The 26,363-nt window shown below is 68.3% G+C and carries 28 protein-coding genes and 3 pseudogenes; 14 read left to right on the forward strand and 17 right to left on the reverse strand.

Going from position 1 to position 26,363, the window contains the following annotated elements; all coding sequences use genetic code 11:
- Positions 1-86 precede the first annotated feature (86 nt).
- Together OG758_RS09290 and OG758_RS09295 are read left to right on the forward strand one after the other, a co-directional pair.
- Positions 87-818, forward strand: coding sequence for an SDR family NAD(P)-dependent oxidoreductase (locus OG758_RS09290; RefSeq protein ID WP_326709543.1), 732 nt, complete (start codon positions 87-89; stop codon positions 816-818).
- A 423-nt stretch (positions 819-1,241) separates the two neighbouring features.
- Complete coding sequence (locus OG758_RS09295) at positions 1,242-2,069, forward strand: class I SAM-dependent methyltransferase (protein WP_326709544.1); 828 nt, start codon at positions 1,242-1,244, stop codon at positions 2,067-2,069.
- Between the two features lie 131 nt (positions 2,070-2,200).
- Here the strand turns inward: OG758_RS09295 and OG758_RS09300 are convergent, their stop codons facing one another.
- The 3 genes from OG758_RS09300 to OG758_RS09310 all read right to left on the reverse strand — a co-directional run bounded on the left by OG758_RS09300 (position 2,201) and on the right by OG758_RS09310 (position 4,192).
- Positions 2,201-2,782, reverse strand: a complete 582-nt coding sequence (locus OG758_RS09300; protein WP_326715855.1) for a transposase — start codon at positions 2,780-2,782, stop codon at positions 2,201-2,203.
- Positions 2,707-2,889, reverse strand: a complete 183-nt coding sequence (locus OG758_RS09305; protein WP_326709545.1) for a hypothetical protein — start codon at positions 2,887-2,889, stop codon at positions 2,707-2,709. The genes OG758_RS09300 and OG758_RS09305 overlap by 76 nt, the downstream gene beginning before the upstream one ends.
- 121 nt (positions 2,890-3,010) lie before the next feature.
- Complete coding sequence (locus OG758_RS09310; protein ID WP_326709546.1) at positions 3,011-4,192, reverse strand: DUF2235 domain-containing protein; 1,182 nt, start codon at positions 4,190-4,192, stop codon at positions 3,011-3,013.
- A gap of 391 nt (positions 4,193-4,583) precedes the next feature.
- Here OG758_RS09310 and OG758_RS09315 point away from each other — a divergent pair, with 391 nt between their 5' ends.
- Positions 4,584-5,078: a hypothetical protein gene (locus OG758_RS09315; RefSeq protein WP_326709547.1), complete on the forward strand. Its 495-nt coding sequence runs from the start codon at positions 4,584-4,586 to the stop codon at positions 5,076-5,078.
- A gap of 3 nt (positions 5,079-5,081) precedes the next feature.
- Here OG758_RS09315 and OG758_RS48885 read toward each other — a convergent pair.
- A pseudogene (locus OG758_RS48885) lies at positions 5,082-6,154 on the reverse strand (IS630 family transposase).
- An 84-nt stretch (positions 6,155-6,238) separates the two neighbouring features.
- Between OG758_RS48885 and OG758_RS09330 the strand changes: the two are divergent.
- Positions 6,239-7,219: a threonine ammonia-lyase gene (locus OG758_RS09330; RefSeq protein ID WP_326709549.1), complete on the forward strand. Its 981-nt coding sequence runs from the start codon at positions 6,239-6,241 to the stop codon at positions 7,217-7,219.
- Positions 7,220-7,302: 83 nt separating this feature from the next.
- On the opposite strand, the gene OG758_RS09335 is transcribed toward OG758_RS09330, so the two are convergent.
- The 5 genes from OG758_RS09335 to OG758_RS09355 all read right to left on the reverse strand — a co-directional run bounded on the left by OG758_RS09335 (position 7,303) and on the right by OG758_RS09355 (position 11,232).
- Positions 7,303-7,776 (reverse strand): GNAT family N-acetyltransferase, encoded by a 474-nt coding sequence (locus tag OG758_RS09335; RefSeq protein ID WP_326709550.1) that lies wholly within the window; start codon positions 7,774-7,776, stop codon positions 7,303-7,305.
- A gap of 886 nt (positions 7,777-8,662) precedes the next feature.
- The gene (locus OG758_RS09340) at positions 8,663-8,848 is read right to left on the reverse strand and encodes a hypothetical protein (protein WP_326709551.1); all 186 of its coding nucleotides are present in this window, start codon (positions 8,846-8,848) and stop codon (positions 8,663-8,665) included.
- Between the two features lie 35 nt (positions 8,849-8,883).
- Complete coding sequence (locus OG758_RS09345; RefSeq protein ID WP_326709552.1) at positions 8,884-9,204, reverse strand: DUF6087 family protein; 321 nt, start codon at positions 9,202-9,204, stop codon at positions 8,884-8,886.
- Positions 9,205-9,768: 564 nt separating this feature from the next.
- A complete protein-coding gene (locus OG758_RS09350) occupies positions 9,769-9,891 on the reverse strand; it encodes a hypothetical protein (RefSeq protein WP_326709553.1) in 123 nt (40 codons plus the stop codon).
- 594 nt (positions 9,892-10,485) lie between these two features.
- Positions 10,486-11,232 carry a YbhB/YbcL family Raf kinase inhibitor-like protein gene (locus tag OG758_RS09355; protein WP_326709554.1) on the reverse strand — a complete coding sequence of 249 codons (747 nt, stop codon included), beginning with the start codon at positions 11,230-11,232 and terminating at the stop codon, positions 10,486-10,488.
- A 163-nt stretch (positions 11,233-11,395) separates the two neighbouring features.
- Between OG758_RS09355 and OG758_RS09360 the strand changes: the two genes are divergently transcribed.
- Positions 11,396-11,851: a MarR family winged helix-turn-helix transcriptional regulator gene (locus OG758_RS09360; protein ID WP_326709555.1), complete on the forward strand. Its 456-nt coding sequence runs from the start codon at positions 11,396-11,398 to the stop codon at positions 11,849-11,851.
- Here OG758_RS09360 and OG758_RS09365 read toward each other — a convergent pair.
- Positions 11,829-12,692 carry a transposase gene (locus OG758_RS09365; RefSeq protein ID WP_442810414.1) on the reverse strand — a complete coding sequence of 288 codons (864 nt, stop codon included), beginning with the start codon at positions 12,690-12,692 and terminating at the stop codon, positions 11,829-11,831. The two genes, OG758_RS09360 and OG758_RS09365, sit on opposite strands and share 23 nt — an antisense overlap.
- Positions 12,693-12,953: 261 nt before the next feature.
- On the opposite strand from OG758_RS09365, the gene OG758_RS09370 reads away from it, so the two are divergent.
- Positions 12,954-13,259 carry a hypothetical protein gene (locus OG758_RS09370; RefSeq protein WP_326709556.1) on the forward strand — a complete coding sequence of 102 codons (306 nt, stop codon included), beginning with the start codon at positions 12,954-12,956 and terminating at the stop codon, positions 13,257-13,259.
- Positions 13,260-13,316: 57 nt separating this feature from the next.
- Here the strand turns inward: OG758_RS09370 and OG758_RS09375 are convergent, their stop codons facing one another.
- On the reverse strand, positions 13,317-13,877 hold the full coding sequence (locus OG758_RS09375; protein WP_326709557.1) for a hypothetical protein: 561 nt from the start codon (positions 13,875-13,877) through the stop codon (positions 13,317-13,319).
- 454 nt (positions 13,878-14,331) lie between these two features.
- Here OG758_RS09375 and OG758_RS09380 point away from each other — a divergent pair, with 454 nt between their 5' ends.
- The 4 genes from OG758_RS09380 (at position 14,332) to OG758_RS09395 (ending at position 18,166) form a co-directional block, all read left to right on the forward strand.
- Positions 14,332-14,751 carry a hypothetical protein gene (locus OG758_RS09380; RefSeq protein WP_326709558.1) on the forward strand — a complete coding sequence of 140 codons (420 nt, stop codon included), beginning with the start codon at positions 14,332-14,334 and terminating at the stop codon, positions 14,749-14,751.
- A 167-nt stretch (positions 14,752-14,918) separates the two neighbouring features.
- A complete protein-coding gene (locus OG758_RS09385) occupies positions 14,919-15,509 on the forward strand; it encodes an RNA polymerase sigma factor (RefSeq protein ID WP_326709559.1) in 591 nt (196 codons plus the stop codon).
- A complete protein-coding gene (locus OG758_RS09390) occupies positions 15,502-16,248 on the forward strand; it encodes a hypothetical protein (RefSeq protein WP_326709560.1) in 747 nt (248 codons plus the stop codon). Before OG758_RS09385 ends, OG758_RS09390 begins: the two co-directional genes overlap by 8 nt.
- An 847-nt stretch (positions 16,249-17,095) precedes the next feature.
- Positions 17,096-18,166: a hypothetical protein gene (locus OG758_RS09395; RefSeq protein ID WP_326709561.1), complete on the forward strand. Its 1,071-nt coding sequence runs from the start codon at positions 17,096-17,098 to the stop codon at positions 18,164-18,166.
- A 333-nt stretch (positions 18,167-18,499) separates the two neighbouring features.
- Here the strand turns inward: OG758_RS09395 and OG758_RS09400 are convergent.
- Positions 18,500-18,763: pseudogene (locus OG758_RS09400) on the reverse strand (TetR family transcriptional regulator); the annotation flags it as partial.
- A 564-nt stretch (positions 18,764-19,327) separates the two neighbouring features.
- Here OG758_RS09400 and OG758_RS09405 point away from each other — a divergent pair.
- Positions 19,328-19,474 (forward strand): hypothetical protein, encoded by a 147-nt coding sequence (locus OG758_RS09405; protein WP_326709562.1) that lies wholly within the window; start codon positions 19,328-19,330, stop codon positions 19,472-19,474.
- A gap of 286 nt (positions 19,475-19,760) precedes the next feature.
- Here OG758_RS09405 and OG758_RS09410 read toward each other — a convergent pair whose 3' ends face one another.
- The 4 genes from OG758_RS09410 to OG758_RS09425 all read right to left on the reverse strand — a co-directional run bounded on the left by OG758_RS09410 (position 19,761) and on the right by OG758_RS09425 (position 22,884).
- Positions 19,761-20,735 carry an alpha/beta hydrolase gene (locus tag OG758_RS09410; RefSeq protein WP_326709563.1) on the reverse strand — a complete coding sequence of 325 codons (975 nt, stop codon included), beginning with the start codon at positions 20,733-20,735 and terminating at the stop codon, positions 19,761-19,763.
- A 233-nt stretch (positions 20,736-20,968) separates the two neighbouring features.
- Positions 20,969-21,388: a DUF6234 family protein gene (locus tag OG758_RS09415; protein WP_326709564.1), complete on the reverse strand. Its 420-nt coding sequence runs from the start codon at positions 21,386-21,388 to the stop codon at positions 20,969-20,971.
- A gap of 201 nt (positions 21,389-21,589) precedes the next feature.
- Complete coding sequence (locus OG758_RS09420; protein WP_326709565.1) at positions 21,590-22,537, reverse strand: hypothetical protein; 948 nt, start codon at positions 22,535-22,537, stop codon at positions 21,590-21,592.
- 2 nt (positions 22,538-22,539) lie between these two features.
- Positions 22,540-22,884 carry a hypothetical protein gene (locus OG758_RS09425; RefSeq protein WP_326709566.1) on the reverse strand — a complete coding sequence of 115 codons (345 nt, stop codon included), beginning with the start codon at positions 22,882-22,884 and terminating at the stop codon, positions 22,540-22,542.
- A gap of 956 nt (positions 22,885-23,840) precedes the next feature.
- On the opposite strand from OG758_RS09425, the gene OG758_RS09430 reads away from it, so the two are divergent.
- Both OG758_RS09430 and OG758_RS09435 read left to right on the forward strand, forming a co-directional pair.
- Positions 23,841-24,071 carry a peptidoglycan-binding domain-containing protein gene (locus OG758_RS09430; RefSeq protein ID WP_326709567.1) on the forward strand — a complete coding sequence of 77 codons (231 nt, stop codon included), beginning with the start codon at positions 23,841-23,843 and terminating at the stop codon, positions 24,069-24,071.
- Between the two features lie 232 nt (positions 24,072-24,303).
- A pseudogene (locus OG758_RS09435) lies at positions 24,304-24,540 on the forward strand (IS630 family transposase); the annotation flags it as partial.
- 64 nt (positions 24,541-24,604) lie between these two features.
- Here the strand turns inward: OG758_RS09435 and OG758_RS09440 are convergent.
- Positions 24,605-25,285 carry a TetR/AcrR family transcriptional regulator gene (locus tag OG758_RS09440; protein ID WP_326709568.1) on the reverse strand — a complete coding sequence of 227 codons (681 nt, stop codon included), beginning with the start codon at positions 25,283-25,285 and terminating at the stop codon, positions 24,605-24,607.
- Positions 25,286-25,386: 101 nt separating this feature from the next.
- On the opposite strand from OG758_RS09440, the gene OG758_RS09445 reads away from it, so the two are divergent.
- Entirely contained in the window at positions 25,387-26,352 is a 966-nt protein-coding gene (locus OG758_RS09445) for an NAD(P)-dependent alcohol dehydrogenase (protein ID WP_326709569.1), read from the forward strand.
- Positions 26,353-26,363: the final 11 nt, after the last annotated feature.

A 26,363-nucleotide genomic window follows, 5' to 3' on the forward strand; every position in this document is an offset into this window, starting at 1 on the left:
GAGCCATGGCCGAGGGGGCCAGGTCCCTGCGCGCACCAGAACCGTCACTGGCCTGATCCATGCTGATCAGGCAAAGGAAGTGGAGCATGAACGACACGACGGGTGCGGGCACCGCCCAGAAGGTCGCGATCATCACCGGCGCCAGCGGGGGCATCGGCTCAGCCCTCGTCACCGCCTACCGCAGCCTCGGGTACGCAGTCGTGGCCACCAGCCGTTCCATGCCGCAGTCCGAGGACCCACAGGTGCTCGCCTTCAACGACGATCTGGCTGAGTCCGGCGCGGGCGCGCGGATCGTGGCGGCGGCGATGGACAGGTTCGGCCGGATCGACACCGTGGTCAACAGCGCCGGCGTCTACATCGAGAAGCCGTTCACCGAATACACGGACGCGGATTTCGACCTGATGGTCGGCGTTAACCTGCGCGGCTTCTTCAGCGTCTCGCGCAGCGCCCTCGGCGCCATGCTCTCCCGCCGTGAGGGAGGCGGTCACCTGGTGAACATCTCCACTTCCCTGGTCGACCAGCCGAATTCGCAGGTACCGTGCGCGCTGGCGTCACTCACTAAAGGCGGGCTGAACGCCGTCACCAGGGAACTGGCGATCGAGTACGCGGCGCACGGCATCCGGGTCAACGCCGTCTCGCTGGGCGTGGTGCGCACCCCGATGAACCCCGAGGCGACGCCCGAGCTCGCCGCCCGCCACCCGCTCGGGCGGATGGAAGAGGTCGACGACGTCGTCCAGGCCATCCGGTATCTGGAGCAGGCATCCTTCGTCACGGGCGAGATCCTGCATGTGGACGGCGGCCAGAGCGCCGGCCACTGACAGCGGCAGCGGTCGCCTCGTGAGGAACCGCGCCTGCGGCCTTAACGTGTGGGGTCGCTGTCGGGTGATCACGGCTCATGATTCGCGCCTTGTCGACGCCCCCCGCCATGCCCTGCGGTGTTCTCTCCGGGTCCCCTCAGCCCGTGCTGCCCGCCGCCCAGGGTCCGCTGGTACGGCCCCGGGTGCCCACACCTCCGCGAGCCGCTACGCGACATCGCCCAGAACCTGCTCGACGACCAGACGGGAGTCCGCCGAGATGCGGTCGGATGGGAGAGCGGGCGCTCTTGACGGCTGCCCGTAAGGGGATCCCGACCGAACGATGCCGGCGGAGCAGACAGAAAAGACCGGCAAGCACGGCTGTTGTCGAGGAGCTGCCGTTAAACCAGTGGCGTCCCGTGGACGAGCCTCATAGCTTGTGCGCTCGTGACAGACGATCCGAAGACGCGCCCGAATCGACATGACATCGGTCGGGCGTTCAACGAGGTGCCGGAGCTCTACGACCGGGTCCGGCCGGGATACCCCGACGAACTGTTCGCGGACCTTGTCACCGTCGCCAGCATGGACGAAAGGTCGTCGGTGTTGGAGGTGGGCTGCGGTACCGGCCAGGCCACGCACTCGCTGGCAGCGCTCGGATGCTCAGTGACCGCGATCGAACCGGGCAAAGAAATGGCCGCCCTCGCCCGCCAACGGATCGCCTCCTTCCACAACGTCGAAGTCGAGACGTCGACGTTTGAGGAGTGGGACGACCGCGGTCGACGCTTCGATGTCCTCGTGGCTGCCTCGTCGTGGCACTGGGTCGACCCGTCGATCGGCTGGCAACGAGCGCACGACGTGCTCTATCCCGCAGCCTGGATGGCACTGCTCGGCAACGTCGTTGTCCGCCGACCGGGAGAGCCGGAGGTGTACGCCGAGACCGCCGATCTCCACGAGCGGTTCTGCCCCAAAAACCCCGGCTGGGGTCATCCTCCCCTGGAGGACGACGTGCGCACCACCGACGAGGGCTGGGGCCTGGTCGACGATCCCGGAGGATTGTTCGGCCCAACGATCGTGCGCTGGTACCCGACCGTCCAGTGGTTCAACGGGGACGGCTTTGCCGATCACCTTCGGTCGTTGTCGCTGTACCGAAGGCTCGACCGCGACGTCCGTGAGCCCCTGCTCGACGCCGTCGCCGAGCGCATCCGCACGCGGATGGGCGACCGAGCATCACGCCGTTACCTGAGCGTCCTCCGTGTCGGACAGCGCGCCGAATGAGCCCAGTGGTCAACTTCTCGGCCGTGAAACGACCGAGCTGGTGTGGCTCGGGTCGTTCACACCTTGTCGCGCTCCCGACTGTCCCTACGGCAGGACGGTCACGGGTCGCATCTCCCTGCTCTCGGCTTTGTTCAGCCGAGTGCGGGGACGGGTACGTTGACGAGCACCCACGCCGAGCGTGCGCGGTTGCGCACGTTGACCCCGGCGACGTGGTCGGCGGGCCCAGCGAGGCCGCACCGACGACAACAGAAATGGTCCCGAGACCTGCGGTTGGCCTTCTCAGTGTGACCGCAGCGTGGACAGCGCTGCGAGGTATAGGCCGGATCCACCTCCAGGAACGGCACCCCGGTCCGGCGGGCCTTGTATGCACGATGCGCGCCGAGTTGGTGGAAGGGCCAGGAGGAGAGCGTGTCCCGCTGGTCGCGTCGAAGCCGTACCCGCTCGCGGATCCCGCCGAGTTCTTCGACGGCGATCCCGCGAGCGGTGCGTTTGGCGACGGACACGATCTCCTTGGCAATTTTGTGGTTCACATGAGTGGCATGACGGGATTCCTTGCGGGCGAGGCGGCGGGTGGCCGAGCGGGTCTGTCTGGCCTGGAGTTCGGCACGCTTCTTGGCCTGCCAGCGGCGGTAGCGGGTCAGGCGCGGCCCTGGTGGTTGGTGCCGTCGCTGGTGGTGGCGAGGTTGACGATGCCCCGGTCCACCCCGATCCAGTCGGCCTGTTCATACACCTGCGGGTCCGGGAGGTCGCAGGTGGCGATCAGGTACCACTTGCCTTTGACCTGGACCAGGTCGCTCTCCCCGCGCCGGAACTCCGCCACTTCCCTGGACGCAACCGCCTGACCAGCGAAGACGCCGTCCTCAAGTCCGGAAAGACAACAGCTTCTAACGGTCGGCAGTGGGGACGCTCCGCGGTTGTCGATACCGTAGTCGTTGGCCAGGTCAAACGGCCCGGTAATGGCGGTGCGGTGACGCCGGCTCAAGGTCTATCTGCTGGCCGTCAAGACTCGGAACAGGGACTGGCTCCAGCCGGCACCACTCCTGATCGGTGAGATATCGCTCAAGCTCGGGCGGCCGGTAGCCCGGGTCGCTGTCGTAGCGTTCCTTGGCCGGCATGGCCAGGGACTCGCTGCCGTCGAGCCGGCCCTCGTCGTCCGCCGCCCGTCCGAGCGCCCGGTTCAGCGGCTGGTCCAATCGGTACAGCCCCGTCCTGGACACGTGCAGCTCGCCCAGGGCTTCCGGCTGCACACGGAAGTCGACGCTCTCGTCCAGCTTCATCCCCTGCCGTCCGGCCCCGCTGAGGGCCTCGGAGTCGAACTCCAGCCCGTATCCACGGGCCTGGTCAACCATCCACAGCAGAGTGATGTCGGACAGCCCCGTCTCCCGGTAGCCGCCGCCGACATCGCAGTGCACACCCGTGAACCACACCTGCTTCAGCTCCTGGCCCTTCTCGGCGGCGCCGGGCTGCTGGTGCCACAGCGTCGGCCGGAACGCCAAGCGCTGCTCGTCGATGGCCAGCGCGTGGAAGGCCCCCTGCACCCAACTGCTCAGCTTCGTGTCGTGAAACGCCCAGCGGCGATTGAGCCGGTTCACGACCGGTTCCAGCCCCCTGGGGCCCAGAACCGGAATTCCCAGGGAACCGACCGTGTCCCACACCCCGATGAAACGGATCCGCGTCTCATGCGCGAACGAGCGGCGGAACAACGTGGAGGCCGCGCCGCTCGGTTTCTCGATTCGGTCGCGATACAGGCTCCAAGCCTCCCCGACCCGGTCTGCGTGGTCCCGGCGCAGAATGCCGCAGTTCCGCACCAGACCCGCCAGGCTGCGGGCGGTGAAGGCGCCCCGGCTGAAGCCGAAGAGAAACAGCTCGTCGTCGGGTTCGTACAATTCGATGAGGAAGCGGTAGGCGTCGACGATGTTCCGGGAGAGGCCGACGCCGAAGGCGCCGCCGCGCAAGTGCTCCCTCCGGTGAGTGCCAACGCCGCTGTGGTAGTACACGCGTTGGCTCATCCCGGCAGCGGACTCCGGCCGTACGGACAGGGCGAGCTTGGTGACATTGGTCTTGCTCGGCTGGTCGGCGAAGTTCCACGTTCCGTCGCAACAGACAACAAGGCGCTTGGCCATGATCATCCCTCCTCGCGAGAAGGAAGTGTCCGGCTCCCAGCCCTCGCCGAGCCTGCTGCCTCTCGGTAAGTGTCAGGAGCAATTCCATGCTTGCACCGCTCCACGGGCTTCGCCAGGCTGGGCTCTCGTAATCATCCGTTGGGTGAACGCCTGACGAGCGGCTCTCGCGGAACGTACTCAGCCAATCACTCCACGGACAGCAGGCGCCAGGCCTGGTTCTTGGTTCCAGATACTGCCACTGCTCCAGATAACGTCGACATGCCGCTGCTGGAACACACTCGTGAAGCGCCGGCCTGCGGCGCTACTGAACTTGAATGGGTGATGTCGGGGACGGGGAGCGTGGTGGTACCCCGAGCCGCTCCACCTGTGGCTGGCTCGGCAAGATGAGCGCATGGTCGAGAGCGAAGCGGTTCTGCTGGCGTTGCTGCGCGAGCTTGATGATCCGGAGTGGCTGGAGTGGCCGCAGCACTACGACCGTGGCGAGACCGCAGCCCGCTTCGGTGGTCTGCTGACCCGACTCGAAGGCGACTTCGCAGCTCGCCGCACGGATGAGCAGGACACCCAGGACTCCAGCGAGTACGGACGCGTCGTCGTGCCGGCTGACGCGACCGTATGCGGAACCCGGATCGTCGTCTGCGTAAGCAAGTTCGGCTCGCTGGCGCTTGTCTGCGCGGACAACCCGGGCGCCTTCCTCGGAACGGAGGAAGCCCAGGCCGAGGGCGAGTTGGACGGCGCTGACCTTGCCAAGGTCAACCGGGCGTTGGTTGGGCTCGGCTATGCAGTGGTTGCCGAGGAACTGCTGGAGAGCGACTACGACGGGCCGAGTCGACTGCCCTCGCATGTTCAGCGGCCCACCTGGTGGGCTCGCTTCTTCGGCTTCTTCTGACGATCACGCCGACAGGGTCAGGCCCGTGCCCGCCAGGCAGCCGTCGATGACCTCCGGCCGGTGCTGGAGCAATTTTGAGCTTGCGCTTCACGGCGCGGGTGACCTGGCCGAGGTCGGCGGCGGCCAGGTTGCCGATGTCGCGCTTGACGAGCGACCAGATGCCCTCCTGCGGGTTGAGGTCCGGGGCGTACGTCGGCAACTGGAACACGGTGAGCCAGTCGGCGTTGGGCTCGAAGAACTCCCGCAGCGGCGCGACCAGGTGCATGCGCAGGTTGTCCCACACCAGCACGATGGGCCCGCCGAGCTGTGTACGGGCGCGGAGGACCAGGTCGCGGTAGTCCTTCCAGCCGAAGCCCTTCGGTTGGTCCTTGCGGCCCCGGTACTCGCGGATCGCGTAGATCAGACGTGACCGCTCACCAGGCTTGTAGCAGGTCATGCCCGCCATCTACACGCGGCCCGAGCCCCGTCCACGCACACGAACGACCGGAAGACCGGAAGACCGCCCTTACGGCACCAGGTCCTGGCACGCGGCGGCGTCATCGACTGGCCGGCTTCATCCTCGAAGACCACCCAGCCACTGTTCGCCGCCGCGGTGCTCATACCCGCGCCCACACCTCTCGCTTCCACAGCTCAACCGCATCGTCGTCACGCTCGATCGCACGCCGGGCTGGTTGCTGCCAGCTCCAGCCGTGACGCTTCAGCAGCCGCCAGGTGCCCTCGACCGTGTAGGACACATGGAACAGTCGACCGATCAGTGTCTTCACCCTGGCCAGGGTCCACCGCTGATCGGCCCACCCGTGTGCCAGAGGGCCGCACGCCAACTCCCGCTCCAGCCCCGCCATTTGCACATCAGACAGTCGAGGCCGCCCAGGTGATCCCTTGGATGCCACTCCGGCCAGGCCTTCCTCGCGCCACTGGCGTCGCCAGCGTTCTACCGACCGCTTCGAGACCCGCAACGCGGCAGCGATATCCCGGTTCCCCTCCTCGCCTTCGAACCGAGCCGCGGCTTCGTGCCGAACACGCTCCCGCGCGGCTCTCTCGACGTCGGTCAAGCCACCACCCTGCGCGTATCTCACCGCCGCAGGACTACCGAAGCCACCCCGACGCCGTCCAGAGAACGGCCCGACATCACCCGATCAAGTTCAGTAGCCTGTTAAGTCATGCAGGAGACACGTCTCGACACTGCTCGGATCCGGGCGGCTCGCCGGGTCATCGACCCGATCTTTCTCGACACTCCGCTGTACCGCTGCGAGGCGCTGGAGCCCGCCCTCGGGTGCACGGTGAGCATCAAACTCGAGACGGCTAACCCGGTCCGCAGCTTCAAGGCCCGCGGCACCGAGGTAGTCGCGAACCTGCTCGCCGACAGTGGCTCGCGAGCCGCGGTGTGCGCCAGCGCGGGCAACCTCGGCCAAGCCCTCGCCTGGTCCGGTCGCGGCCGCGGGCTCGACGTCACGGTCGTGGCGTCCCGCTTCGCGACGGTGGCCAAGCTTGACCGCATCCGCGCGCTGGGCGCCAGGCTGGAACTGGTGGACGGCGACCACGAGATGGCTCGCGAGCGGGCGGCGGCCATCGCGCAGTACGACGGCATCCGGCTGGTCGAAGACAGCCTGGACATCGAGACCTGCGAGGGCGCGGCGACCATCGGCCTGGAACTCATGGACAGTGCCCCGGCGTTCGACACCGTCCTGATCGCTCTCGGCGGCGGGGCGCTGGCCACTGGTGTGGGGCATGTGGTGAAGACCTTGGCACCCGAAGCCGAGGTGGTCTGTATCCAGCCGGTGGGCGCACCGGCGATGACGTACTCCTGGCGCCAACGCCGCGTCGTCACCACCGACTCGACCAACACCATCGCCGACGGCGTCGCCGGCCGGTACCCCATCCCGGCCGTCCTGAATGACCTCCTCCTGGTCGCTGACGACGCCGTCCTGGTCCAAGAGTCGTCGATCATCGCCGGTATGCGGTTGCTCCTCACCCATGCCGGCCTCGTCGTCGAACCGTCGGCCGCACTCGGCATCGCAGCGATCCTCGAAGACCCCGACCGCTTCGCCGGCCGGCACGTAGTCACCATCGTGTGCGGCAGCAACGTCGACGTAGACGCGTATCACCGCTGGGTCGGTGCGGCTCCCATCCACAGGGCTTGACCGTTGCTCGCTCCTCTCCGGATTCGAGCGAGTGACATCGAAACTTGCGGTCTGGGGAGGGGTTACCAGTGACGTCAGGTTGGTCAGGGGCACGAGACGTCGAGCGGCAGATCTCGGTGGAAGACGGCCATGGCCAGGCCGGGGCCGTTGTAGTCGTCGACGATCTTCGTGTCGAAGCCGAGGCTGCGATGGAAGGCGATTGAGCCGGTGTTCTCGATTGATGTGATGGCCTTCAACTGCTGTGCACCGTGACGTTCTGCTGCTTCAGCGAACGCCGTATACAGACGACGCCCGAGTCCGGTGCCACGGGCGTCGTCCCGTGTGGCGATCAGATGCACGTACCCGGTGCCGTCTGGGGTGACGAACCCGAAGATGTACCCACGGATTCCGTCCTCGGCACGGGCAACCAAACAGGTGGAACCGAACTCCTGCATCATTGCCAGAAGGTGCAGCGACCGGAGATCGCGTTCTCCCCAGTAACGGGGGTGATCAGTCAGGACCTGATGGAAGTCAGCCACCCCGGCTGACGCGATGTGTATGTCCATGATGGCGATCATGACAGGCGCCTTAGCCGTTACGGGCGAAGGCCCGCACGGATTGGGCGAGTTGTGACGACCGCTCGCTCTTCTGGACAAGAATTCCAGAGCTGGCTGTGTAAGTTTTCGGATCTGAGCGGACAAACAGTTCCGATGTAGGCGCCGCCTGAGGCTGATCTCCAGCGGGGGTGGCTGGAAAGGCGACGGTGTGGAACTCCCGGCTGGCCTCCAGACACTGGTTGTGATGGCGGAGGCGGTGACGAAGACATGGGCGCCGGTGGAAGACAGCGGGTGGGCCGTACTCGGTGGAGGCGAACTCGGCCACCGCGAACAACTGAACCTGACGCCCTCCAGCACCGGTCGGCGGCGTGGGCTGCGACACCTGGCCCCTGCAACTCGCGGTGGCGTTCCTGGCGCGGTTCCGTCCCGCATGAACTCGTGAAGACCAATTCCGCCCATGGCCTGCGCTCCGAAGCCAGCCCAGGTCGGGGCGGGGCGCAGGGCCTGAGCCGAACCTGCCGCGCCTGCCGCGCCTGCCGAACCTGCCGCGCCTGCCGCGCCTGCCGCGCCTGCCGCGCCTGCCGCGCCTGCCGCGCCTGCCGCGCCTGCCGCCGCAGACGGTAAGGGCGGCCGGGTGCCCTCGAGGCCACGCAGTGGGGTTGCAAGCTGGCAGGGGAGACCGATTCGCCGCGTACCTGTTCCGGTGGGGACGGAACCGAGAGGCATCGGCTCGGCAGCTGCATAGCTACGGCCCCCTCTTGCGAGCGCGGCCTGGTGGTGTCGTCCTCAAGCGCTTTGACCGTGAACCTGACACGAGCGCGACCCCGGCCGCCGCGGACGTCCAGACGTACGTCGCCGGCCGCTGCGTCATCCTGACGCTCACGGACATCCACGCCGAGCACCGCAACTACCTGAGCAGCGTCTCGGTTTTGACCTTGCGGGCGTCGAGGAGCACGAAGAGGCTCCAAAAGTCGCTGCCCGCAATGACGATCGAGCCGACGATCACGAGAGTCAGTGCTCGGCCGACGGGCCATAGACGCAGCCCACGCTCCCCGTTGTTCTGCCCCCGTATCCAGCCGTTTGGTATCCCCACGGGGCGTGACTCTAGGGCGTTGCGACTGTCGTGCGTCAGGAAGTAGCGTCCTTCGGCGGAGCGGTCCGTCGATGCCGCCCCCGGCCCTGACCCAACGTCGGGCGGGGCACCGGCCGCTCCTCGACTGGGCCGGGCGGATAGAGGATGTCCTTCGCGGCTTCGAGGCTGTCCGCAATGCTCACCGTGACCCACTCGGCGCCGTTGAACTCCTGGATTGCGCGGGGCGCGCCTGGGTCGACGTGTGCCCCGCGGTGCCGCCCCTCGGTGAGCGGCACTGCCCGCAGCCGGCCTCGGGTCCGTTCGCGGCGTTCTTCGCGCTTGCGCGCCCACTCCTCGAGCGGCTCCTCGCTGTTCACCGCGACAGGATGGCGCAGCCGCGCCCCGGGCCGCCAGCTTGGGTGAACGCTTCACCACGCGACGCAAACCGTGCGGGTCCGCCACTGTCCGGCGACTTCATTTCCGCATGGAAGGGACCGCCGCTCATGACTGACACGAGACCCTCGAGGCGCACGGTGGCCCTGGTCGTCGGCGCCGTCCTAATCATCGTTGGCGGCGTCATCGCCGCGTTTGCAGTGTTCGGCGGCAGTGGCAGCACGGGTCCGACGCGTCCTCCGGCGGCGTCCCGTCCGGCGACGAGTCAGCCGCCGACATGCCGACCGAGGTGCCGACCGAGTCCAGTGCGCCGCCCAGCGGCATCTCCTCGGACCTGCCCACCGATGAGAGGCGCGCTTGCAGACAATGCCCTCGACGCCCTGGTTGTTTGCGCAGTGGGTGTGTCCCGCACTGGTCGCGTCTCATTGAGTTGGATCAGCGCGGGATCAGATGTCCCGCTGAGGCGGGCGTTCATGTCGCTCTACAGGGCTGCTGGAGGCGCGCCGCGGGGGGACGGAGCGCAGCAGCTGGTTGACCACCGTGAAGTCTCAGCGGTCTTGTTCGAAGCGGGGGATGTGCTGTCCGCGCCGAACCAGCAGTCCCGCGACGGTGCAGATGTCTGCCCCGGCGAACGCGGGCTCCGGCCGTGCTCGCGCAATCTCGAGGATCATTCGGTGTACTCCTCTGGTCGAGGGGCAGTTCGCTGTCGCGGTCGGCCACCTGATGGGAGGCGTCCTGCGGTGCGTGTTCCTCGAAGCAGTCCGGCGTGAGTAGTTCGTCCAGCCGCTGGGCGTAAGGGCCGAAGATGCTCAGGAACGCTGCGGCGGGCATCAGGCACCACTGCCGGGTGAAATAGGTCCGCAGCCGCATCAGATTGGGCAGGTGGCGGTGCGAGAAGACGGCCAGCGGACACAGCAGGCACACCCACGGCTTCGCCGGACAGGGCCGGCCCGCCGGGCCGGTGCAGTCCCGACAGCTGATCCGCGCAGCTCACCGCGAACACATCCCGCTCACCGCCAAGCAGTTCGGCCAGCGCCGCCCGTCGTCCAGCCGAAGATCTCGGGCCGCCTAGGGGAAGGCGCGGACGAAGTCGGCGAGGTGACGCCGTCCGCGCAGTACGAGCCCGGCTGCCACGCGCCCCGGCAGGCCGGATCGGCTTGCCCCCATGCGGGCCGGTTCACGCGCGCAGCCGGCCGCCCGAGGCCCTACCCGCTCACGAACAAAGCCAGCTCGCCAAAGGGTTCGGGTTGCGGGATCGTTCCGGGCTAGCGGATTTCGTATGTTCCGTCCAGCCGGGCACGGCCGATGATGTGTCCTGACATGGCAGCGATCACCTCGTCAAGGGCGAAGCCGACAGGCAGTCCGGGGACCTGGTCGAGGGCGAAGAGTTGGAAGACATAGGCGTGGGGTCCGTGTGATCGGATCGGCATGGGGCCGGCCCAGCCGCGGCGGCCGAGCGGGCCTTTTCCGTGCCGGAGGCCCGGAATCGGGCTGGGGTTGGCGAGGGCGTTTTCCGGAATGCCGTTCAGCGAGGGATCGATGCCCAGCGTGAGCGCATGGGTGGCCGGCTTCCCGACAGGGACGTCGGGATCTTGCGCGATGAGCACGAGCTCAACGGTGCCGGCCGGTGGCTGCGTCCAATTGAGGGCGGGTGAGACGTTCGCACCGAACAGCCTGCCGCGGTGCTTTTCCGGAATTGGTGCCCCGTGGTCGAAGGCGGGGCTGGTCAGTGTGAACTCCGGGGCCTGAAGGTCGGGCCGGGCCCAGACGAGGGTGTGGTGACCGGCGCGCCGGTTGCGCAGGGCGACGCCGAGGGGATTTGCAGGCATGGCTTCGACTGTTCCTAACTGGGAATCCGGGTTCTTCTGATCCTGCCTGGCGGGCGGCGCGGTCCAGGCGCGCAGCCCAGCGTCGAGGAGGTCGGTGTCCTCTGCGCCGACGGCAGTCGCGCCGGACTTGGGGAAGACGTGCCCGTGGCAGCGCCGGTGGGAGTCGGGATCGTGGTCGGGCATCGTTCGCCAGTACCTCCCACCTGACGGTGACCTGCCCAGCGGGTTACGCATCACCTCTCCAGCTGGCCCCGCACTTCGCGACACGGTGCACCGGGCAGTGAGCGCGAAACCCGCACCCACTGGCTACGCACAAGAAAGATCTCTTTAGGTATACTAATGATCCATGGAGAAGCATGCAACTGAACAGCAGCCCGCCGACGTCGATGGGACCGACCTCGGCGGCCAGGTACGCTCCGCCGTCGGACGTCTCTACCGTCGCTTCCGCAGCGAGCGCCCCGAAGGCGGCCTCGGAGATGTGGCACTGGAGGTGCTCACCTACCTCCACAAATACGGACCGCAGACCCTCACCGAACTCAGCGAGCAAGGCCGGGTCTCCCCCGCCTCCATGAGCCAGACCGTAAACCGCCTCACCTCAGCCGGCTACGCCGTACGCACCCGCGACCCGGACGACGGCCGCAAAGTACTCTTCAGCGCCACCGCTGAGGGCGACGAACTCGCTAGCGCCACCCGGGCGCAGCGCAACGCCTGGCTCGACGAACAGCTGCGCGCGCTCAGCGCCGAAGACCGCACAGTAATCGCCCGCGCCGCAGCACTGCTCAGCAGCATCGCCAACTCCTGAGAGGACGTTTGGCGAGAGTGGTTTGCCGTTTATGTCCTGGTAGTGCTTGGTAAGGTTCGTCTCTGTTTGGGTATGTCCCGGTGGCAGGTGGGGCAGGCGCTGGCCCAGGTGGCGGGGAGTAGTTGCAGCTCAAGGACGATCGCATACAGGCTCGGACCGGCGCCGCGGCTTTGGGGGCAGTGGCCAGGCGACGCAGGGTGCAGAAGGCATGGGTGAGGGAGGCCAGGGTGACGAGGTGGTGCCAGCCGTTGAAGCTGCGGCCCTCGAAGTGGACCAGTCCCAGGGGCTGCTTGAGCTCGCGGTAGTCGTGCTCGATGCGCCAGCGCAGCTTCGCCAGCCGCACCAGTGTGGTCAATGGGGTGTTCTCGGGCAGGTCGGAGAGCCAGAACTGGACCGGTTCCGGTTCGCCCGCGGACCACTCGGCCAGGAGCCAGCTCTCGGCTAGTTCCACGCCCACGGTGGCCTCGCGGATCTCACGTCCGGCGGGACGGATGCGCAGGGCCACGAAGCGCGAGTCCATGCGCTTATGTCCGGGGCGACCCTTGCCCGGCCGTGAGCCATCGCGCCAGGACACCGGCCTGGCCGCGCCGCGTCCGGCCTCGACCACCAGCGCCTTCACACTGCAGGCCGGCTCGGGGTACTTGGCCACCGGCGGCCAACCGGTGCCGCTGTAGGGCGGGGCGGGAGGCGGCCGGGTGGGCGGTGGGCGTGGTGGAGATACCACGTAGTGCAGTCCGCTGTGGTTCAACCCGAGGCGGAACGCGGTCGCGTCGCCGTATCCCCCTGCCGGCTCGCTGTGGCCAGGCCGCGCCGACCTGGTTGCCCGCGCTCGTACGCGCAGCCCTCGCCGTGACGCGCACCGGGCGGGCGACCGGGTCGAGTTCGGAACGGCGGCTCACGCCGGACGACTGTCTGTTACGAACCATCCCGCACGCCGGATATGAGCCCTCTTTTGGACTCCGGACATGGGGAGGTCATCCGGGACAGACGGACTCGGCGGGACCGACCGGATTCGGCCCCGCCGGCTCGGGGCCTCACTGTCGGGCGACGCGCGAACGTCAGTGGGTTCCGACAGCTGGTGTCAGTACTTCCGACACGGGGTGTGCCAGTAGGTAGGCAGGGGCGCTTCGGCGTCAAGGGCGCGGAGGCTGTACCGGACGTCGTCGGCGAGGACGTGCTGCGGCCAGGCGGGCGGGTCCTCGTCGCGGAATATCGCCCGCCGCGGGACAGGTTCGCCCGCCATTCGGCCTCGCTGTTGCTGGGGCACACGATGGCGCATCTGAAGGGGGACATGGTCGAAACGCTGCTGCGCGAGGCCGAATTCGAGGCGCTGTCCGGCAACGACCTGCGCCCCGCTATGTGTTGCACCTCCGGGGTCAAGCCCGCGCAGGAGCCGGAGTTGCTCTGAGCGCCTGAGTGGTGTCGGGTTCTTCCGGCGATGTCCTCGAGAGGTCGTCATCCCCGGCTATCCGCGGGCAGTGATGCCACCGGAACCGACGCTGATATCGCTCGCGCCGGATCCGACGTTGATGCCACCGGTGCCGACACTGATGGTGTTGCCTGCCCCCATGCCGGCGTAGCCGCCGGAGCCGCCGGAGCCGCTCTCATGCCTGGGGCCGACCGGGTTGGGTGTGCTGACGCGTGGCGCCGTGATGGTGAAGCGGTGCGGTGTCGTCGGCAGGGTGACGTGGACGCGGTTGTTGTCGACGTTGAACCGGTGGTCTCGGCGGAATTCGACGTGTTTGACGAAGTGCTGCCGGAAGAAGAAGTCGTCGTGCCGGCGGACGTCACACCGCACGATCTTGCGGATGACAGTTACTCGGCCGTGGTCTTTCTTCACGACGATGACGACCGTCCGGTGGCCGAAGCGGCAGAATTCGTGTCCCCGCTCGACGACCACGATCACGCGGTGCCCCTTGGGGGCCGGGGTGGCTGCGGCCGGACCGGCCAGGGTGACACCGGCGGTGGCGGCGATAGCGCTCGCTACCACGACGGCGGCACCGCGACGAAGGATGGGGGCGCTCATGGTTGCGGCCCTCCTTAGTTGAACATCGCTGTAGAGGGACAGCTGTAGAGGAATACGAGGCGAATAGCCGCGGGCCCACCTCAGCCGTCTCGTTACCGAGGGGGTTTTCGTACCACCGCGGCCTTGTGCGGACCGTTCGGCCCTTCATCCCACCGTGCAGGGGACTTGGACCGTAGCCCGTAATGAGTGTGTCTATGGATATACGCCGCTGCCGCGAAATAAGTTCATGATTCATCCGAAGCAGAAGTGAAGTCGGCCCAGCTCCATGGTCGATCATGAACCGTTTGCCGGCCTGTCCCGTATACCTCACATGAAGCCGGCTCCTCGGCCCAGCGGACGCCCGGCGGCCCCAGCCCAACAGTTCCCGTCGGCGTCTACGTCCCCATCGGAGTCCCACCTGCAGGCACCTGCGCGGCGTTGGTCTGCCGTCGGCGGTTCCTGGTCAGGAGGTCTGATGTCTTCCCGTTTCGCCGCCGCAGCGCCGACAGGGGTCGCCGTCTGCTGCGCGCTACTCAGCGCTGTGGTCCACCTCGTCATCGCCCCCGAGCACCTTGCGGAGACGCTGTACATCGGAATCCTGTTCATTGCCGGAAGCGTGGCGCTGCTCCTCACTGCCGGCGCCCTGGCGCTATGGAACACCGTAACGGCATGGTGGGCCGGCGCCCTGGTCAGCGGTGGCATGATCCTCGGCTTCGTCCTCTCGCGCACCATCGGGCTGCCCGGCTACCACGAACAGGGCTGGGACCCCCCGTACGGAGTTTTGTCGATCATCGCTGAAGGCATGTTCCTGGTCGCCTTCTTCGCCTGGTACGGCACTCGGTCGGCGCACGCCCCCTCCGCCCCGTTCCGCAGCAAGGTGCCCGCAGGCAGATGACCGGGCAGATGAGCGCCGCAGGAACCGAAGGTGATGTCCGCCGGCGCCACCAGGGGGAGGGACCGCCTCGGCCCGTGGATGCGGCGGCGGGATCGGGAGAGAATGTGAGGGTGATCTTCCGTGGCCGCCTGGCAATCCGCCGGCCGGGGCGGACCGTATATCTAGGTATGCAGAGGTTCCGGTTCCCGGTCGGCCGCCTCCCGGACGAGGCTTTGTTGTCCGGGCTGGCAACGGGCGACCCCGAGCTCGCCGCCACCTTCGTGCGGCGGTTCCAGCACACCGTCTTCGGCGTCGCCATCGCAGTCCTGGGCGATCCACAGCTCGCCGAGGACGTCTCCCAGCAGACGTTCGAGCGGGCGTGGCGGCACGCGCAGATCTACGACTCCCGCCGCGGATCGGTGACGACGTGGCTGACGGCCATCGCGCACAACCTCGCCATCGACGTCGCCCGAGCGCGCCGACCGGTGCCTGTGGCCCCTCAAGACCTCGACACGCTCCTCGATGTCGTCACCGACGCCGCTACGCCCGAGCAGCTGGCCCTGGCCGACGAGGCATCGGCGACCCTGCGTTCCGCCGTGGCGCGGCTGCCGCGCGAACAGGGCCGGGCTCTGGTGATGGCGGGCATCTACGGGATGACGGCCCAGCAGATCGCCGATGTGGAGCAGATCCCGCTGGGCACGGCCAAGACACGGATCAGGGCCGCTATGGGAAAGCTGCGGTCCACGCTCGTGTCTCCGAAGCGAGGCGACCATGGGTAATGACGTGACCTGCGAACAGCTGCGGGAGATCGGCGCCGAGCTGGCTCTGGGCGTCCTCCCGGGCCGCCAGCGGGCCGGGGCAGTGGAGCATCTGGACCGCTGCGCGGACTGCCGGGAGTACGTCGAGCAGCTGACCCTCGTCGGCGACGGTCTGCTCGGTCTGCTGCCGGGCAGCGAGCCGCCGGCCGGGTTCGAAACCCGGGTGGCGCGGCGGCTGCACCAGGCGGCGGCACATGACGACCGCAGCCGCCTGCACGGCCGGGGGTTCCTCCCTCGCAAGAGGTTCCGCAGCCGTACCCGGATGCGTCTCGCGGCTGCCGCGGCCGCGCTCGCGCTGGCCTTCGGGTTCGGCGGCTGGGCCGTCGGCACGGTCCTTTCGAATGAGGCGGCCGCTCCTTCCCGTCCCGCCGAGGTCGGCGCCGGAATGCTGCATGCGCAGCTGACCGCGGTAGGGCACGGCCAGAGGCCGGTCGGCGAGATCTATCTCCATCGCGGGCCGCCGACCTGGGTCTACATGTCCGTTGACCTCGCGGATGCCGGCAACTTGTACGGCGGGAAGATCTCCTGTGTGCTGGTACACAAGGACGGCAGCACCGTACGCGTCGGTACCTTCACCCTGCACCACGGCTACGGCTACTGGGGAGCCCCGGCCTCCGTGAACCCATCCACGCTCTCCGGCGCCCGCCTGACCTCCGCCGACGGCACGGTGCTCGCCACCGCACACTTCGGGGCCGGGTAGCCCTGGCTGTTCAGTGCCCTGCTCAACACCGCCGCTGGATCCACCACAGAACGCCGGTGACGACCGCGCCGCCCGCGGTCGTGGTGATCCCGTGCACGAGGCCGAGGCCGGCGGTGCGGACAAGGGAACGCATCCAGCGAGGCCTGGGTGACGGTTTCTAGGACTGGCCCATAGGGTCGGCTGTAGTGCTGATGGGGGCTCCGAATGTGGGACTGCCGGTCACTTCACGAGGCGGCTCCCTGGGTCACCAGGCTGTCGCCGCCCATTTACCGGGCAGCGACCATCGCCGCCGGACTCCCCCAGTCACACGGCGAGTTCGGTGTTCTCGTATCCAGTCTGTGCCGCCCCCTCTGAGTAGTTGGTGATGTCCTTCCCGCCCCGCTGACCACCCTCCACGTGCGACAACTCGAGTACAGCTCCGGGGTATCCGTCCCCACCGGTACCGTCACCTGGCGCTCACAGCGCTATCCGTCTTGCGACTGGGTTCACTGGCAAGGAAGCCCGAACGACTGGGTTCGCTGTCAAACGCCTCGATTGGCTGACAGCGGACAAGGACACCTACACATCCCGGGGACAGGACAACTGTCCTGTCCCAGATAAGTGTGAGCAGGGCGAGTCTCCGACCTGCAGTGCCCAGAGTTGTCTGAGACGCGGTGCCACGCGCCTTCTCAGAAGACTCTGGGCACCCCGCAGCGTGCGTCGCTCCCCATCACCACACGAACGCGCTGGAGGCAGTGCGCAAAGGGCTGGGGGCGCTCTGGCTGACGAAAGCTGTCAGCTCTCGTACGATCGCGCTTCAGGTGGGGATGAAGAGGGGGTGCGGCCAGTGCGCCGCTTTGTGATTGCTGTGCTCAGCGCAGTCCTGGCGATGACGGTCGGCGGTTGCGCGCCGGACAAGGGCACGCGTCCGACGGCGCGTCAGAGCGGGAAGGCCGACTCCGGGCCCTGGCGGCCGGTGGGCCACACCGGCAACCCCGGGAACCTGAACGGCGTGGTGGCTACGGGCGCGCTAGACGCATGGGCGGTGGGAGACGAGAACAACGAGCCGGTCGTCATGCGGTGGCGCGGCGGGACGTGGACGGGTGTCGAGGTACCCGGGCAGCTCGGCCTGAACAGCCTGCGCGTCGTCGCAGCTTCGGGGCCGGGTGACGTGTGGGTCTTCGGTGCCGCGGGGCTGGCCGGCGGCAAAGAGTCCCGAGCGGCGCGGTGGAACGGCAGCCAGTGGACACTCGCCTGGCGTGAGCCCAACTCCTTGGTGGATGCGGCAACCGTCGCGGGGCCCGGCGACGTGTGGGTGGCGGCTCGGCGGCCGGGCGGTGACGGCACCTGTCGTTCGTTCCTGCGGCACCATACGGCTGCGGGCTGGTCGGCCGTCGCCCTGCCGTCGGTGGTGTGCGTGCATGCCATGCACGCCCTGTCGCCTCGGGATGTCTGGGCCGTGGGCGAGGGCCGGGGCCGACCGGTAACTCTGCACTGGGACGGGCGGAGGTGGCGCACGGTGCCGCTGCCGCCCGCGGTCGCGGGGCCGACCGGAGAGCTGCGCGGTCTCGCCGCACAGTCGCCGACGCAGCTCTGGGCGGTCGGCCGCACGGGTCGAATGGGGGGCGTCGTCGGGCCTGTCGCGGTGCGCTGGGACGGGCACAAGTGGGTGAGTGTGGTCGGCTCCGGCGTCTCCGGGAAGTTCGTCAATGCCGCCGCCGACGGGCAGGGCGGGGTCTTTGTCTCCGCATTCTCCGCGAGCGGAGACGATCTGGTCTTCCACTACGACGGCCGGAACTGGTCGAGCGAACATGTCGCCTCCGACCACTCAATCACCGGCCTCGCTGTCATCCCCGGCACGTCCCAGGTCATTGCCGTGGGCCTCTGCTGCGAAGGCTATGACGAGGACACCAGTGGCAAGATCTGGATGCGCCGCTGACGATCCACGACTGGTCACCCCACCCGACTCGGATGCATCAACAGATCACCAAGGGTCTGCGTCCTCGCAGCGCACTCGTTGCCCACCCCTGGCTTCCTCGGCCCCGTTGTAGTGCCCGCGCTCGTCGCGGTCGGCGGGGTTGTACTTGGTTATCTGGTGGGCGAAGGACGGCGGCACGCTGCTCCCTGGCCTGGTGGGAAGGGGGGCCAGCGTAGTGCCGGGTGGTGCCTGCCGCGACCTCGATTACCAGGTCCCTCGGCAGGGGCGCGCATCCCTGTCCGCTGCTGTCACGGTCGGGGCATCCGCGCTGGTATCCGGGTCGCTCGTGCGGCCTCAGTCGCTCACTCGCCCGGACGGTGCGGCAGTCCGGGACATTGCCGGGGAGGCGTCGAAGAGCGCGTGGACGGCCGCGTGGACCTGGGTGGCGACCACCTCAGGGGTGGAGATGTCGAGTTTGCCGTCGAGGTGCAGGAACGCAAGGCCGTGGACAAGGGCCCACACCGTGGTCGACAGGGCGTCCGCGTCCACGTCGGGGAAGGTGGCGCGGACGATGCTGCGGACCTACTCCGAGATGGCTGCGGTCGCGGCGACCCGTTCTGTGGGCGCCTCCTGGGGGTAGCGCCCGCAACATCTCCGTGTGCGCTGCGGACGCGGTGCGCCTGGCGGAAAGCCCAGGCCCGATCACTCCGCGGCCGGAACCGGGCAGCAGACGCCCTGGCGCACAGCCGCGTACGGCCAAGTTCCCGATGACGACGCTGGTGAGCGCCCCTCAGCCGCAAGTCAGCGGGACGGGAAGCAGCGGCGACCAGACGCATCAACTGGCCGTGCCGTCGTACCGTCCGGCCCTCATGGTCTTCTCGACGAACGAGCGGGCACCGGTCAACCTGCGCTTCGAGGGCAGGAAGGGGCGCTCCTCACGGCTTTACCGGCTGTCAGGCGACGGCACCCCCGTCGTCGCCCGGATTCCGCTGCCGGAGGCGAAGAAGGCAGTCGCCTTCCGGGTATTTGCCTCCGGCGGCCGGGAGACGTGGACGGCGACTGCGGCACCGATGCGAGAGGCCCTCCGCTTCCACGACGAGATCAACGGCACCGGGTCCGATGTCGTGCACTACCGGGGGGGGGGACCCGGGGCCGGGTGTTCTGCGATACGAGGGACCGAGCGTGATCCAGGTGGAGGCTCTGGACGACCGGCTCGCCTACCGGGTGACCGTGGCCGAGGGCGGTTCCGGCGAGCTCACTTTCCGGTGGCCGGGCCGCGGCTACTACCAGGTGCGCTCGGCCTGGGCGTGGAGTCTGTCCGCTGCATGACGAAACGCGGATAGATCGCTGTCCTCGTCCGGCCATCCGTGATGCGCAAAGTGGCCAACTGGCGCGTTCAGTCATAGCGCGGTGCAGGTCAGCTGGCCGGCAGGCCACCGGAGCTGTGGTGACAACTTCGATGCTTTCCGCGCTGCTGGTGACAAGTAGCTTGCCGATCTGCTGACAGCTACCGCGCATCGCCGGGCCAGGGGCACAGGCCAGTAGCCGCTGATGGTGCCAACTTTCGCGCTTCGGCACACCGGGGAGCGTGGACCGCCGGCGCGGTGAAGCGGCCTCAGTCGTCGTGCAGGGCTGCCCGCAGGGCGTCGACGGCAAGTTTGCGGGCGACGTTGGCGGCACGGGTGTCGCGCAGGCTGTCCAGCAGAAGGAAGTCATGGACCATGCCTGCCACCCGCACGGAGGTCACGTCCACGCCGGCCTCGCGGAGCCTGTTGGCGTACTGCTCGCCCTCGTCGCGCAGCACGTCGGCCTCGTCGGTGATGACCAGGGTGGTGGGCAGCCCCCGGAGCTGGTCCAGGGACGCCTGAAGCGGGGAGGCATGCACTTCGGCACGCTGGGCGTGGTCGGCGGTATAGGCGTCCCAGAACCACTTCATGGCGTCGCGGGTGAGGTAGTAGCCCTCGGCGAACTGGAGGTAGGAGGGGGTGTCGAAGTCGGCGTTGGCCACCGGATACAGCAGGACCTGCGCCTTGAGGTCGATCCCGCCGCGCTCCTTGTTCATCAGCGCGAAGACGGCGGACATGCAGCCGCCGACCGACTCGCCGGTGACGGCGATCCGCGAGGTGTCCAGTCCGTGTTCCGCGCCGTGCTGCAGGACCCACTGGCCCACGGCGTAGTTCTGCTCGACCTGGGTGGGGTACTTCGCCTCGGGTGCGCGGTCGTAGACAGGGAAGACCCCTGCCGCCCCGGCGCCCACGGCGAGTTCGCGGAAGAGGCGGTCGTGGGTCTTGTCGTCGCCGAAGACCCAGCCGGCGCCGTGGATGTAGAACACCACCGGCAGTGGGCCGGTGGTCCCCTTGGGCCGGATGATCCGGGTGCGGACCGTGCCCCACTCCCCTGCGTCCACGTCGACCCATTCCTCATCGACCTCGGGACGGGGCACGCTCTGGTCGCTCTGCAGGCCGAGCAGGATGTCGCGACCCTTCTCCGGGGGGACTTCGTAGATGCGCGGGTGCGGGTCCGTGGCCTCGCTCAGCTCCTTCGCGGCGGGTTCGAGGTAGGGCGTGATCGGAGGAGGAAGATCAGTCATGTCGACTCCATGTCGCGGGCGCGCGAGCGCCCTGTCCGCGCGGCCTCGCCGGCCGCGTCTGCTGCTCTGCCCCGGGCCGTGACTCCCCACGGCCCATCCTCGCCCTCCGCCCGTGAAGCGCAACCGCGCCAGGCGCCCCTACCGGGCAGTGCGGAGCCGGCGGTGCCGTAGCAGCCACCCCAGTCCGGGCGGCGAAAGACCGGTCACGATGCGACTTCGAGAGCGCCCGCGCGTCACCGCGGCTGCCGAGGTTGACGGCCCCGCGCCGAGGTCTGGCGGCTGTCATCTCGCTGGGACTCGTGCCAGCGAAGTCGTTCCCGCCGAAGACGGCGCCGTCGTCGCTCTCTCCCGATCCGCCTGCTGCACTCGGTGCCCACACCCAGGAAAAGCAGCAGCGTGAGAAGCACTGCCATCACCGCCTGGGACACGCAGGCCACCGGCAGCGCGGCAAGAGAACAGCCGTACCCGATGGAGGCCGAGGAAACCGCCGCCACGCTCAGCGCCAACACATCCCGGCCCATCCGATCGGGAACGGGCGCTCCCTTGGCAGGCCACTTCTCCATGGCTCCGACGAACCAGACAGCAAGCAGCGCCACCACTTCGAGCCCCGCCAACAGGACGGCCAGGCCGACGTCGAAAATCCATTTCGCCATACTCCCCATGTTGGGCGAGCGGGCGGACCGCCCGACTGAGTACAGCTACTCAAATACGTTGACCAGATGGCGAGTTCGACTGCCAACGCTGCCCTGACCGACAAGTTCGGCGAACTTGAGATGCGGCGACGCGTAAATGGCCAGGCCGAGCCAATTTGGGTCCTTTGGTCCTTTGACTACTGTCGGTCTGCAGACGGGCCGTCAGGGGTGCGTCGGTGGAGGGCTCGCCGCGGCCTGGGGCACTTCCAGACGGTAGGGAGCCAACGCGAGGTCGGCGGCCGCCGCGTAGGGGCGGTTGGACATACGGGTGACGAGTTTCCACATGGCGCGCTCGTCGTCCAGGCGCTTGGGAAGCAGCAGCCCGAGCCCGTCGGCCAAGGGCTTGCGGCCGAGATTGACCAGGGCCCTCACGGCTGATGCCCATTCGTCGGTGGCTGCCACTGCTGACCGGTACCACAGGGGCATCAGGACGATCAGCGCCAGCGCCGTGACCACGAGCACGGGCCGGTTGGCGTGGGCAGCGCCCAAGGACGCGAAGGCGGTGGCGGCCATGACGCCATGCCCGTACAGCAGGGCCACGAAGAAGTCGACGTTGGTGCGTGCGGTGTGGACCTGCTTGTTCGCCATCTCTGGGGCAGCACTGGTCAGTTCGGACCACAGAACCTGTGTGTCGAGGCAGTAGCGGTCGTACCCGTAGGTTTCGAAACGACGGATGGCGTTGCCGAGCCGGCTCGGGGCGATCTGGTCATCGTCGGCCGGGTACCGGCTGAGCTTCTCCGCCAGCAGCGCCCGCCGGATAGGAGGCACGCCCTCGCCATGGGTGAGGCTCTTCACCTTGTCGCGCCGGTTCTTCTGGACGCGGATGCCCCGCCGGTAGGCGCCTTGGGGCCACAGGAGGTAGCCCTCCAATAGGCGATACAGGGGCGTCTGCAGGGCGTTGAGGACCAGACCGAGCAGACAGGCGGCCACCAGCAGCGCCAGCGGGGTGGGCCGGCCGGAGGCCGGCCACAGCGGCCCGAACACCGTGGGGCGTCGGAGGCTCGGGGCCACGGCGAGGGCGAAGACCACGAGGTTGAGGGCCGCGGGCAGGATCCAGCCCACCAGCAGGGCCCACCCGCCTCCCAGTACGCCCTTGGCGATGTCTCCCACGCCTACTGCTCTTCCCTCGGCCAGTCGTCATCCGGATCGATCACCGGAGGGCCCGGCGGCGCATGCCCGTCGGCACCCGGATCGCGGTGGCGCGGACGGAACTTGACACGACCACGAGGCGGGAATTGCTCAGGCACCGGGCGCTGCTCACCGGACGGACCTGCACCACCTGCAGCACCCCGGTCCGGCACGTTCGGGCCCTCAGGCCGCCCTGCCGTCAGCAGGTGGAGGATCCGCTGCCGGGAGTCGGTGTCCATGACCGCTGCGAGGTCCAGGTTCTGCTCGGGCAGAGAAAGAGTGAGTCCGCGCTGCGCCTGATGTGTCTGCAGCCAGGCGGCAAGCGACATGAAGCAGGCGGCAGCCTCTGCCCGTGTGCCAACCGAAACACGGCAGCCCCTGATCGGAGCCATTCAGCCAGCGCGAGCAGCGACGCGTCCGCGGACTCCTCTGTAGGTATGACCGTGAACTCCACACTGTCCCCCGCCAGGTGATGAATACCGTGAGTCCAGAGTAGAGCCTGTCAGACCGCCCTACTCAGCCCGCCTTCATGTCCAGGAGTTCGGAGGGCGTACCCCTATGTCGTCGCTCACGTACGGGACATCCCCGCGCGCAAGGCCTTCACGCATCGGCCCCTGCTGCCCAGGAAACTTACGAATGAGGAGCCTGATCCGCGATCACGATGCAGTCGTGGACGTCCAGAGGCGGGACGGCGAACCGCCTGACCCGGCGATGCCCTTGGCTGCCGCACGGGCGGCTGACCGCGGTCACCCGTTCGACCGCAACCGCTGAGCTCGCCGCCGAGCCCCCGGCCGACACTCGATCATTCCACTGACATCGACCCGCATGCCGCGATCCGGCCTGCGCTGTGCGGGCATCACATGTGCATTTCACTCACCACGCTCACCCAGGATCCCCGGCGGGGACCGGCAGAGAACGGGTCGAATTGACATCTTCCTGATCTGCACCCCTGACGGTCACGCTCGTCGAACACCTCAGCTGGCGCACCACGTACGGGAGCTGGCGAACGGTCTACCCGGCTCATGACGCCGGTGCCACGGCCGTAACAGTCGCAACTCGCAGGCGTTGTTGACTGTGGGGATAATGGGGCCCATCCATCGCACCCCGACGCCGGGCCGCTCCAGCAAGCGGCCGGACCGGAAGGAGCGGCATGAGACAGCACAGACTGGCCACTTTGGGTGCGGCGCTGTGTACAACCGCAGCACTAGGCCTGGCAGTGCCACCTGTCGCCGCAGCCGTCCCCCATCAGTGTTCCTACCTCTCGTCGGCGTCTCGGCCCGCGGTTATGTTCGGGGACACCGGTGTGGGGGTAAAGCAGGCGCAATGCTTGAGCAACGCGTGGGGAGGCGAGCCGCCCAAGCTCACCCTCGACGGGGTCTTTGACTCGGTCATGCTGAAGAAGATCGAGTGGATCCAGGGCTGCCACGGTCTCCCGGCGAGCGGCATCATCGAGGACCGCACCTGGCAAGTGCTTTACCACCCGGCCCTGGACTGCTACAACCCCTATCCGGCCTGAGCAACCGATTACCCCCGCCCGAATGAGGGAGATGGCCAGGTCGCGGGCGAGGGCGAGGGACGAAGCCCACTTCTGTGACTTCGCCGCTGCGACCGCGCTCGAACAGTCGGGTGGCCTCGTCATGCACGGCTTCGACGGCGGCGCCTTCGCCACCAAGCCGCTCTCCGGTGCCGAGTTGCAGCTGCTCCATGGCAGGAGCCCAATGCGGTGCAGGTCGCGTCGTCGAAGGAGACACTTCACACCAACCGGCTCGTCCTGGCTCAACCTCGTCGAGCGATGGTTCGCCGAACTGATCAACAAACAGATACGACGAGGTGTCCACAGATCCGTCCAGGCCCTCGAGAAGGACATCCGCAGCTGGATCGCCACCTGGAACACCGACCCGAAGCCCTACGTCTGGACGAAGACCGCAGACGAAATCCTCGAACGCCTCGCCAGCTGTCTGAATAGAATTCCTAGCTCAGAACACCAGGGCCTGTTGCGAAAGTGGAGTTGTCGGACTGGACGCGCCCCGCGGCAGGTGCCGTGTCAGGTCAGGCTCTGGGGGCCCGCTGCCGCTGGGGACTGTCAGCTGCGATCGGGAGACTGCGCAGTGTCAGCGCAGTCGGCGGAGGCAGCAGCTCGTTGGCCGTGTCGGCGCGGAACGACTGGAGCAGGTAGGCCACGAGGCGCCGGGACGCTGCACCGTCACCCGGTAGGGCGGTCACCAAACCGCAGTGTGCCAACAGGACCACGGCGAGGTCGGAAGGGTGAAAATCGGCCCGCAGAGCGCCCGACGCCTGAGCCCTGCGTACCAGGGTGGTGAAGTCCCGCTCGGCTCGTTGCCGGGCCTGCGCGTGTTCCGACGTGCTGTCCGGGAAGGACGCGACGAACGCGGCCGGGAACCCGCGTTCCTCCCGTTGCAGAGCGCAGACCGTCTCGATCAGCTGCTGGAATCCCTGCCACGGGTCAGGGGCGGCCAGAGCCTCGGTGAGCGCCCGCACGCAGGTGTCCATCTGCTGCGCGAACGCCCCCCGCACCAGGGCGTCCCGGGTCGGGAAATGCCGGTACAGCGTCGCCACGCCGACTCCGGCCCGACGCGCCACGGTCGCCATCGGGGCGTCGATCCCGTGCTCCGCGAAGACCGCACGGGCGGCGGCGAGGACGCGCTCCCGGTTGCGCCGGGCGTCGGCCCGCAGCCCGTCCTGGGCTGCGATCCGAGAGGATTCCACCATCACTGCCTCTCGCTTCGGGTCCAAACGGACGATTGCGTCCACTTAGGAGCCTACCGTCGGTGTCAGTTCCTTGTACGACCACCGGCGGCAAAGGGAGAACGATGAACGACCGCATGATGAAGGCAGTGCTCTACGACCGCTACGGCGGCCCCGATGTGCTGTACCTGGGCCGCGTGCCACGCCCCGAGCCGGCCGCCGGCGAGGTGCTGGTGAAGGTGCACGCGTTCAGCGTCAACGGCGGGGAACTGGCAGCCCGTGCCGGCCGCGTCCGCCTCGTGACCGGCCGGAAATTCCCCAAGCGTGTCGGCTTGGACTTCACCGGTGAGGTCGCCGCATTGGGTGCCGGAGTCGCACGGCTTGTGGATGGCGACCGCGTATGGGGGGTCTTGGGCCGCACCTCCGGGTTCGGCAGCGCCGCCGAGTACGTGACCGTGCCTGCCGAGCGGATCGGCCGGGTCCCTGACGGACTGGATCTGGTAGACGCCGCCGCGCTGCCGGTGGCCACCACGGCCGTCACCGCCTTGCGGGACAAAGCCGGGCTGCGCCCCGGCGAACGACTCCTCGTCCGGGGCGCGGCGGGCGGCGTCGGCAACGCCGCCGTCCAGCTCGGACGGGCGTACGGCGCCGAGGTCACGGCCCTCGCCCGTGCAGCCAACCTCGACTTCGTCCGCGGGCTCGGCGCGCACAAGGCCGTGGACCACCGGATCGTGCGGTCGGGGGAACTGGACCGCTTCGACGTGGTCCTGGACACCGCGGGGACCGAACTGCGGGCCTTCCGCGGCCTGCTGAATCCCGGCGGGCGCATGGTCACCATCGCCTTCGACCCGAAACGGCCCGCTGCGTCGCTCGGCTACCTCGTTGCCAGCACGGTCCACGGACACGGCCGGGTGCGCTTCTTCAGCGGCGACCCTACGCGGGCGCACTTCGACGACCTGTCCCGCCATGTGGTCGAGGGGAAGCTGAGCCCCGCGGTGGACACGGTCTTCCCCCTGGAAGAGACCGCGGCGGCCCACCGGGCGCTGGAGGCGGGCGGCGTCCAGGGCAAGTACGTGGTCAGGGTCGCGTAGGACTCCTGTGG

Origin of the sequence: Streptomyces sp. NBC_01474, assembly GCF_035918215.1 — a bacterium.
Lineage (GTDB): Bacteria > Actinomycetota > Actinomycetes > Streptomycetales > Streptomycetaceae > Streptomyces > Streptomyces aureus.

Bases quoted from the DNA above. Each gene is read 5' to 3' on its own strand.
- OG758_RS09335 (WP_326709550.1), bottom strand. From the start codon at position 7,776: ATGATCGCCATCATGGACATACACATCGCGTCAGCCGGGGTGGCTGAC.
- OG758_RS09375 (WP_326709557.1), bottom strand. From the start codon at position 13,877: ATGAGCGCCCCCATCCTTCGTCGCGGTGCCGCCGTCGTGGTAGCGAGC.
- OG758_RS09310 (WP_326709546.1), bottom strand. From the start codon at position 4,192: ATGGCCAAGCGCCTTGTTGTCTGTTGCGACGGAACGTGGAACTTCGCC.
- OG758_RS09380 (WP_326709558.1), top strand. From the start codon at position 14,332: ATGTCTTCCCGTTTCGCCGCCGCAGCGCCGACAGGGGTCGCCGTCTGC.
- OG758_RS09415 (WP_326709564.1), bottom strand. From the start codon at position 21,388: ATGGCGAAATGGATTTTCGACGTCGGCCTGGCCGTCCTGTTGGCGGGG.
- OG758_RS09425 (WP_326709566.1), bottom strand. From the start codon at position 22,884: ATGTCGCTTGCCGCCTGGCTGCAGACACATCAGGCGCAGCGCGGACTC.
- OG758_RS09410 (WP_326709563.1), bottom strand. From the start codon at position 20,735: ATGACTGATCTTCCTCCTCCGATCACGCCCTACCTCGAACCCGCCGCG.
- OG758_RS09350 (WP_326709553.1), bottom strand. From the start codon at position 9,891: ATGATCCTCGAGATTGCGCGAGCACGGCCGGAGCCCGCGTTCGCCGGG.
- OG758_RS09385 (WP_326709559.1), top strand. From the start codon at position 14,919: ATGCAGAGGTTCCGGTTCCCGGTCGGCCGCCTCCCGGACGAGGCTTTG.
- OG758_RS09315 (WP_326709547.1), top strand. From the start codon at position 4,584: ATGGTCGAGAGCGAAGCGGTTCTGCTGGCGTTGCTGCGCGAGCTTGAT.
- OG758_RS09390 (WP_326709560.1), top strand. From the start codon at position 15,502: ATGGGTAATGACGTGACCTGCGAACAGCTGCGGGAGATCGGCGCCGAG.
- OG758_RS09330 (WP_326709549.1), top strand. From the start codon at position 6,239: ATGCAGGAGACACGTCTCGACACTGCTCGGATCCGGGCGGCTCGCCGG.
- OG758_RS09430 (WP_326709567.1), top strand. From the start codon at position 23,841: ATGTTCGGGGACACCGGTGTGGGGGTAAAGCAGGCGCAATGCTTGAGC.
- OG758_RS09445 (WP_326709569.1), top strand. From the start codon at position 25,387: ATGAACGACCGCATGATGAAGGCAGTGCTCTACGACCGCTACGGCGGC.
- OG758_RS09360 (WP_326709555.1), top strand. From the start codon at position 11,396: ATGGAGAAGCATGCAACTGAACAGCAGCCCGCCGACGTCGATGGGACC.
- OG758_RS09355 (WP_326709554.1), bottom strand. From the start codon at position 11,232: ATGCCCGACCACGATCCCGACTCCCACCGGCGCTGCCACGGGCACGTC.
- OG758_RS09440 (WP_326709568.1), bottom strand. From the start codon at position 25,285: ATGGTGGAATCCTCTCGGATCGCAGCCCAGGACGGGCTGCGGGCCGAC.
- OG758_RS09290 (WP_326709543.1), top strand. From the start codon at position 87: ATGAACGACACGACGGGTGCGGGCACCGCCCAGAAGGTCGCGATCATC.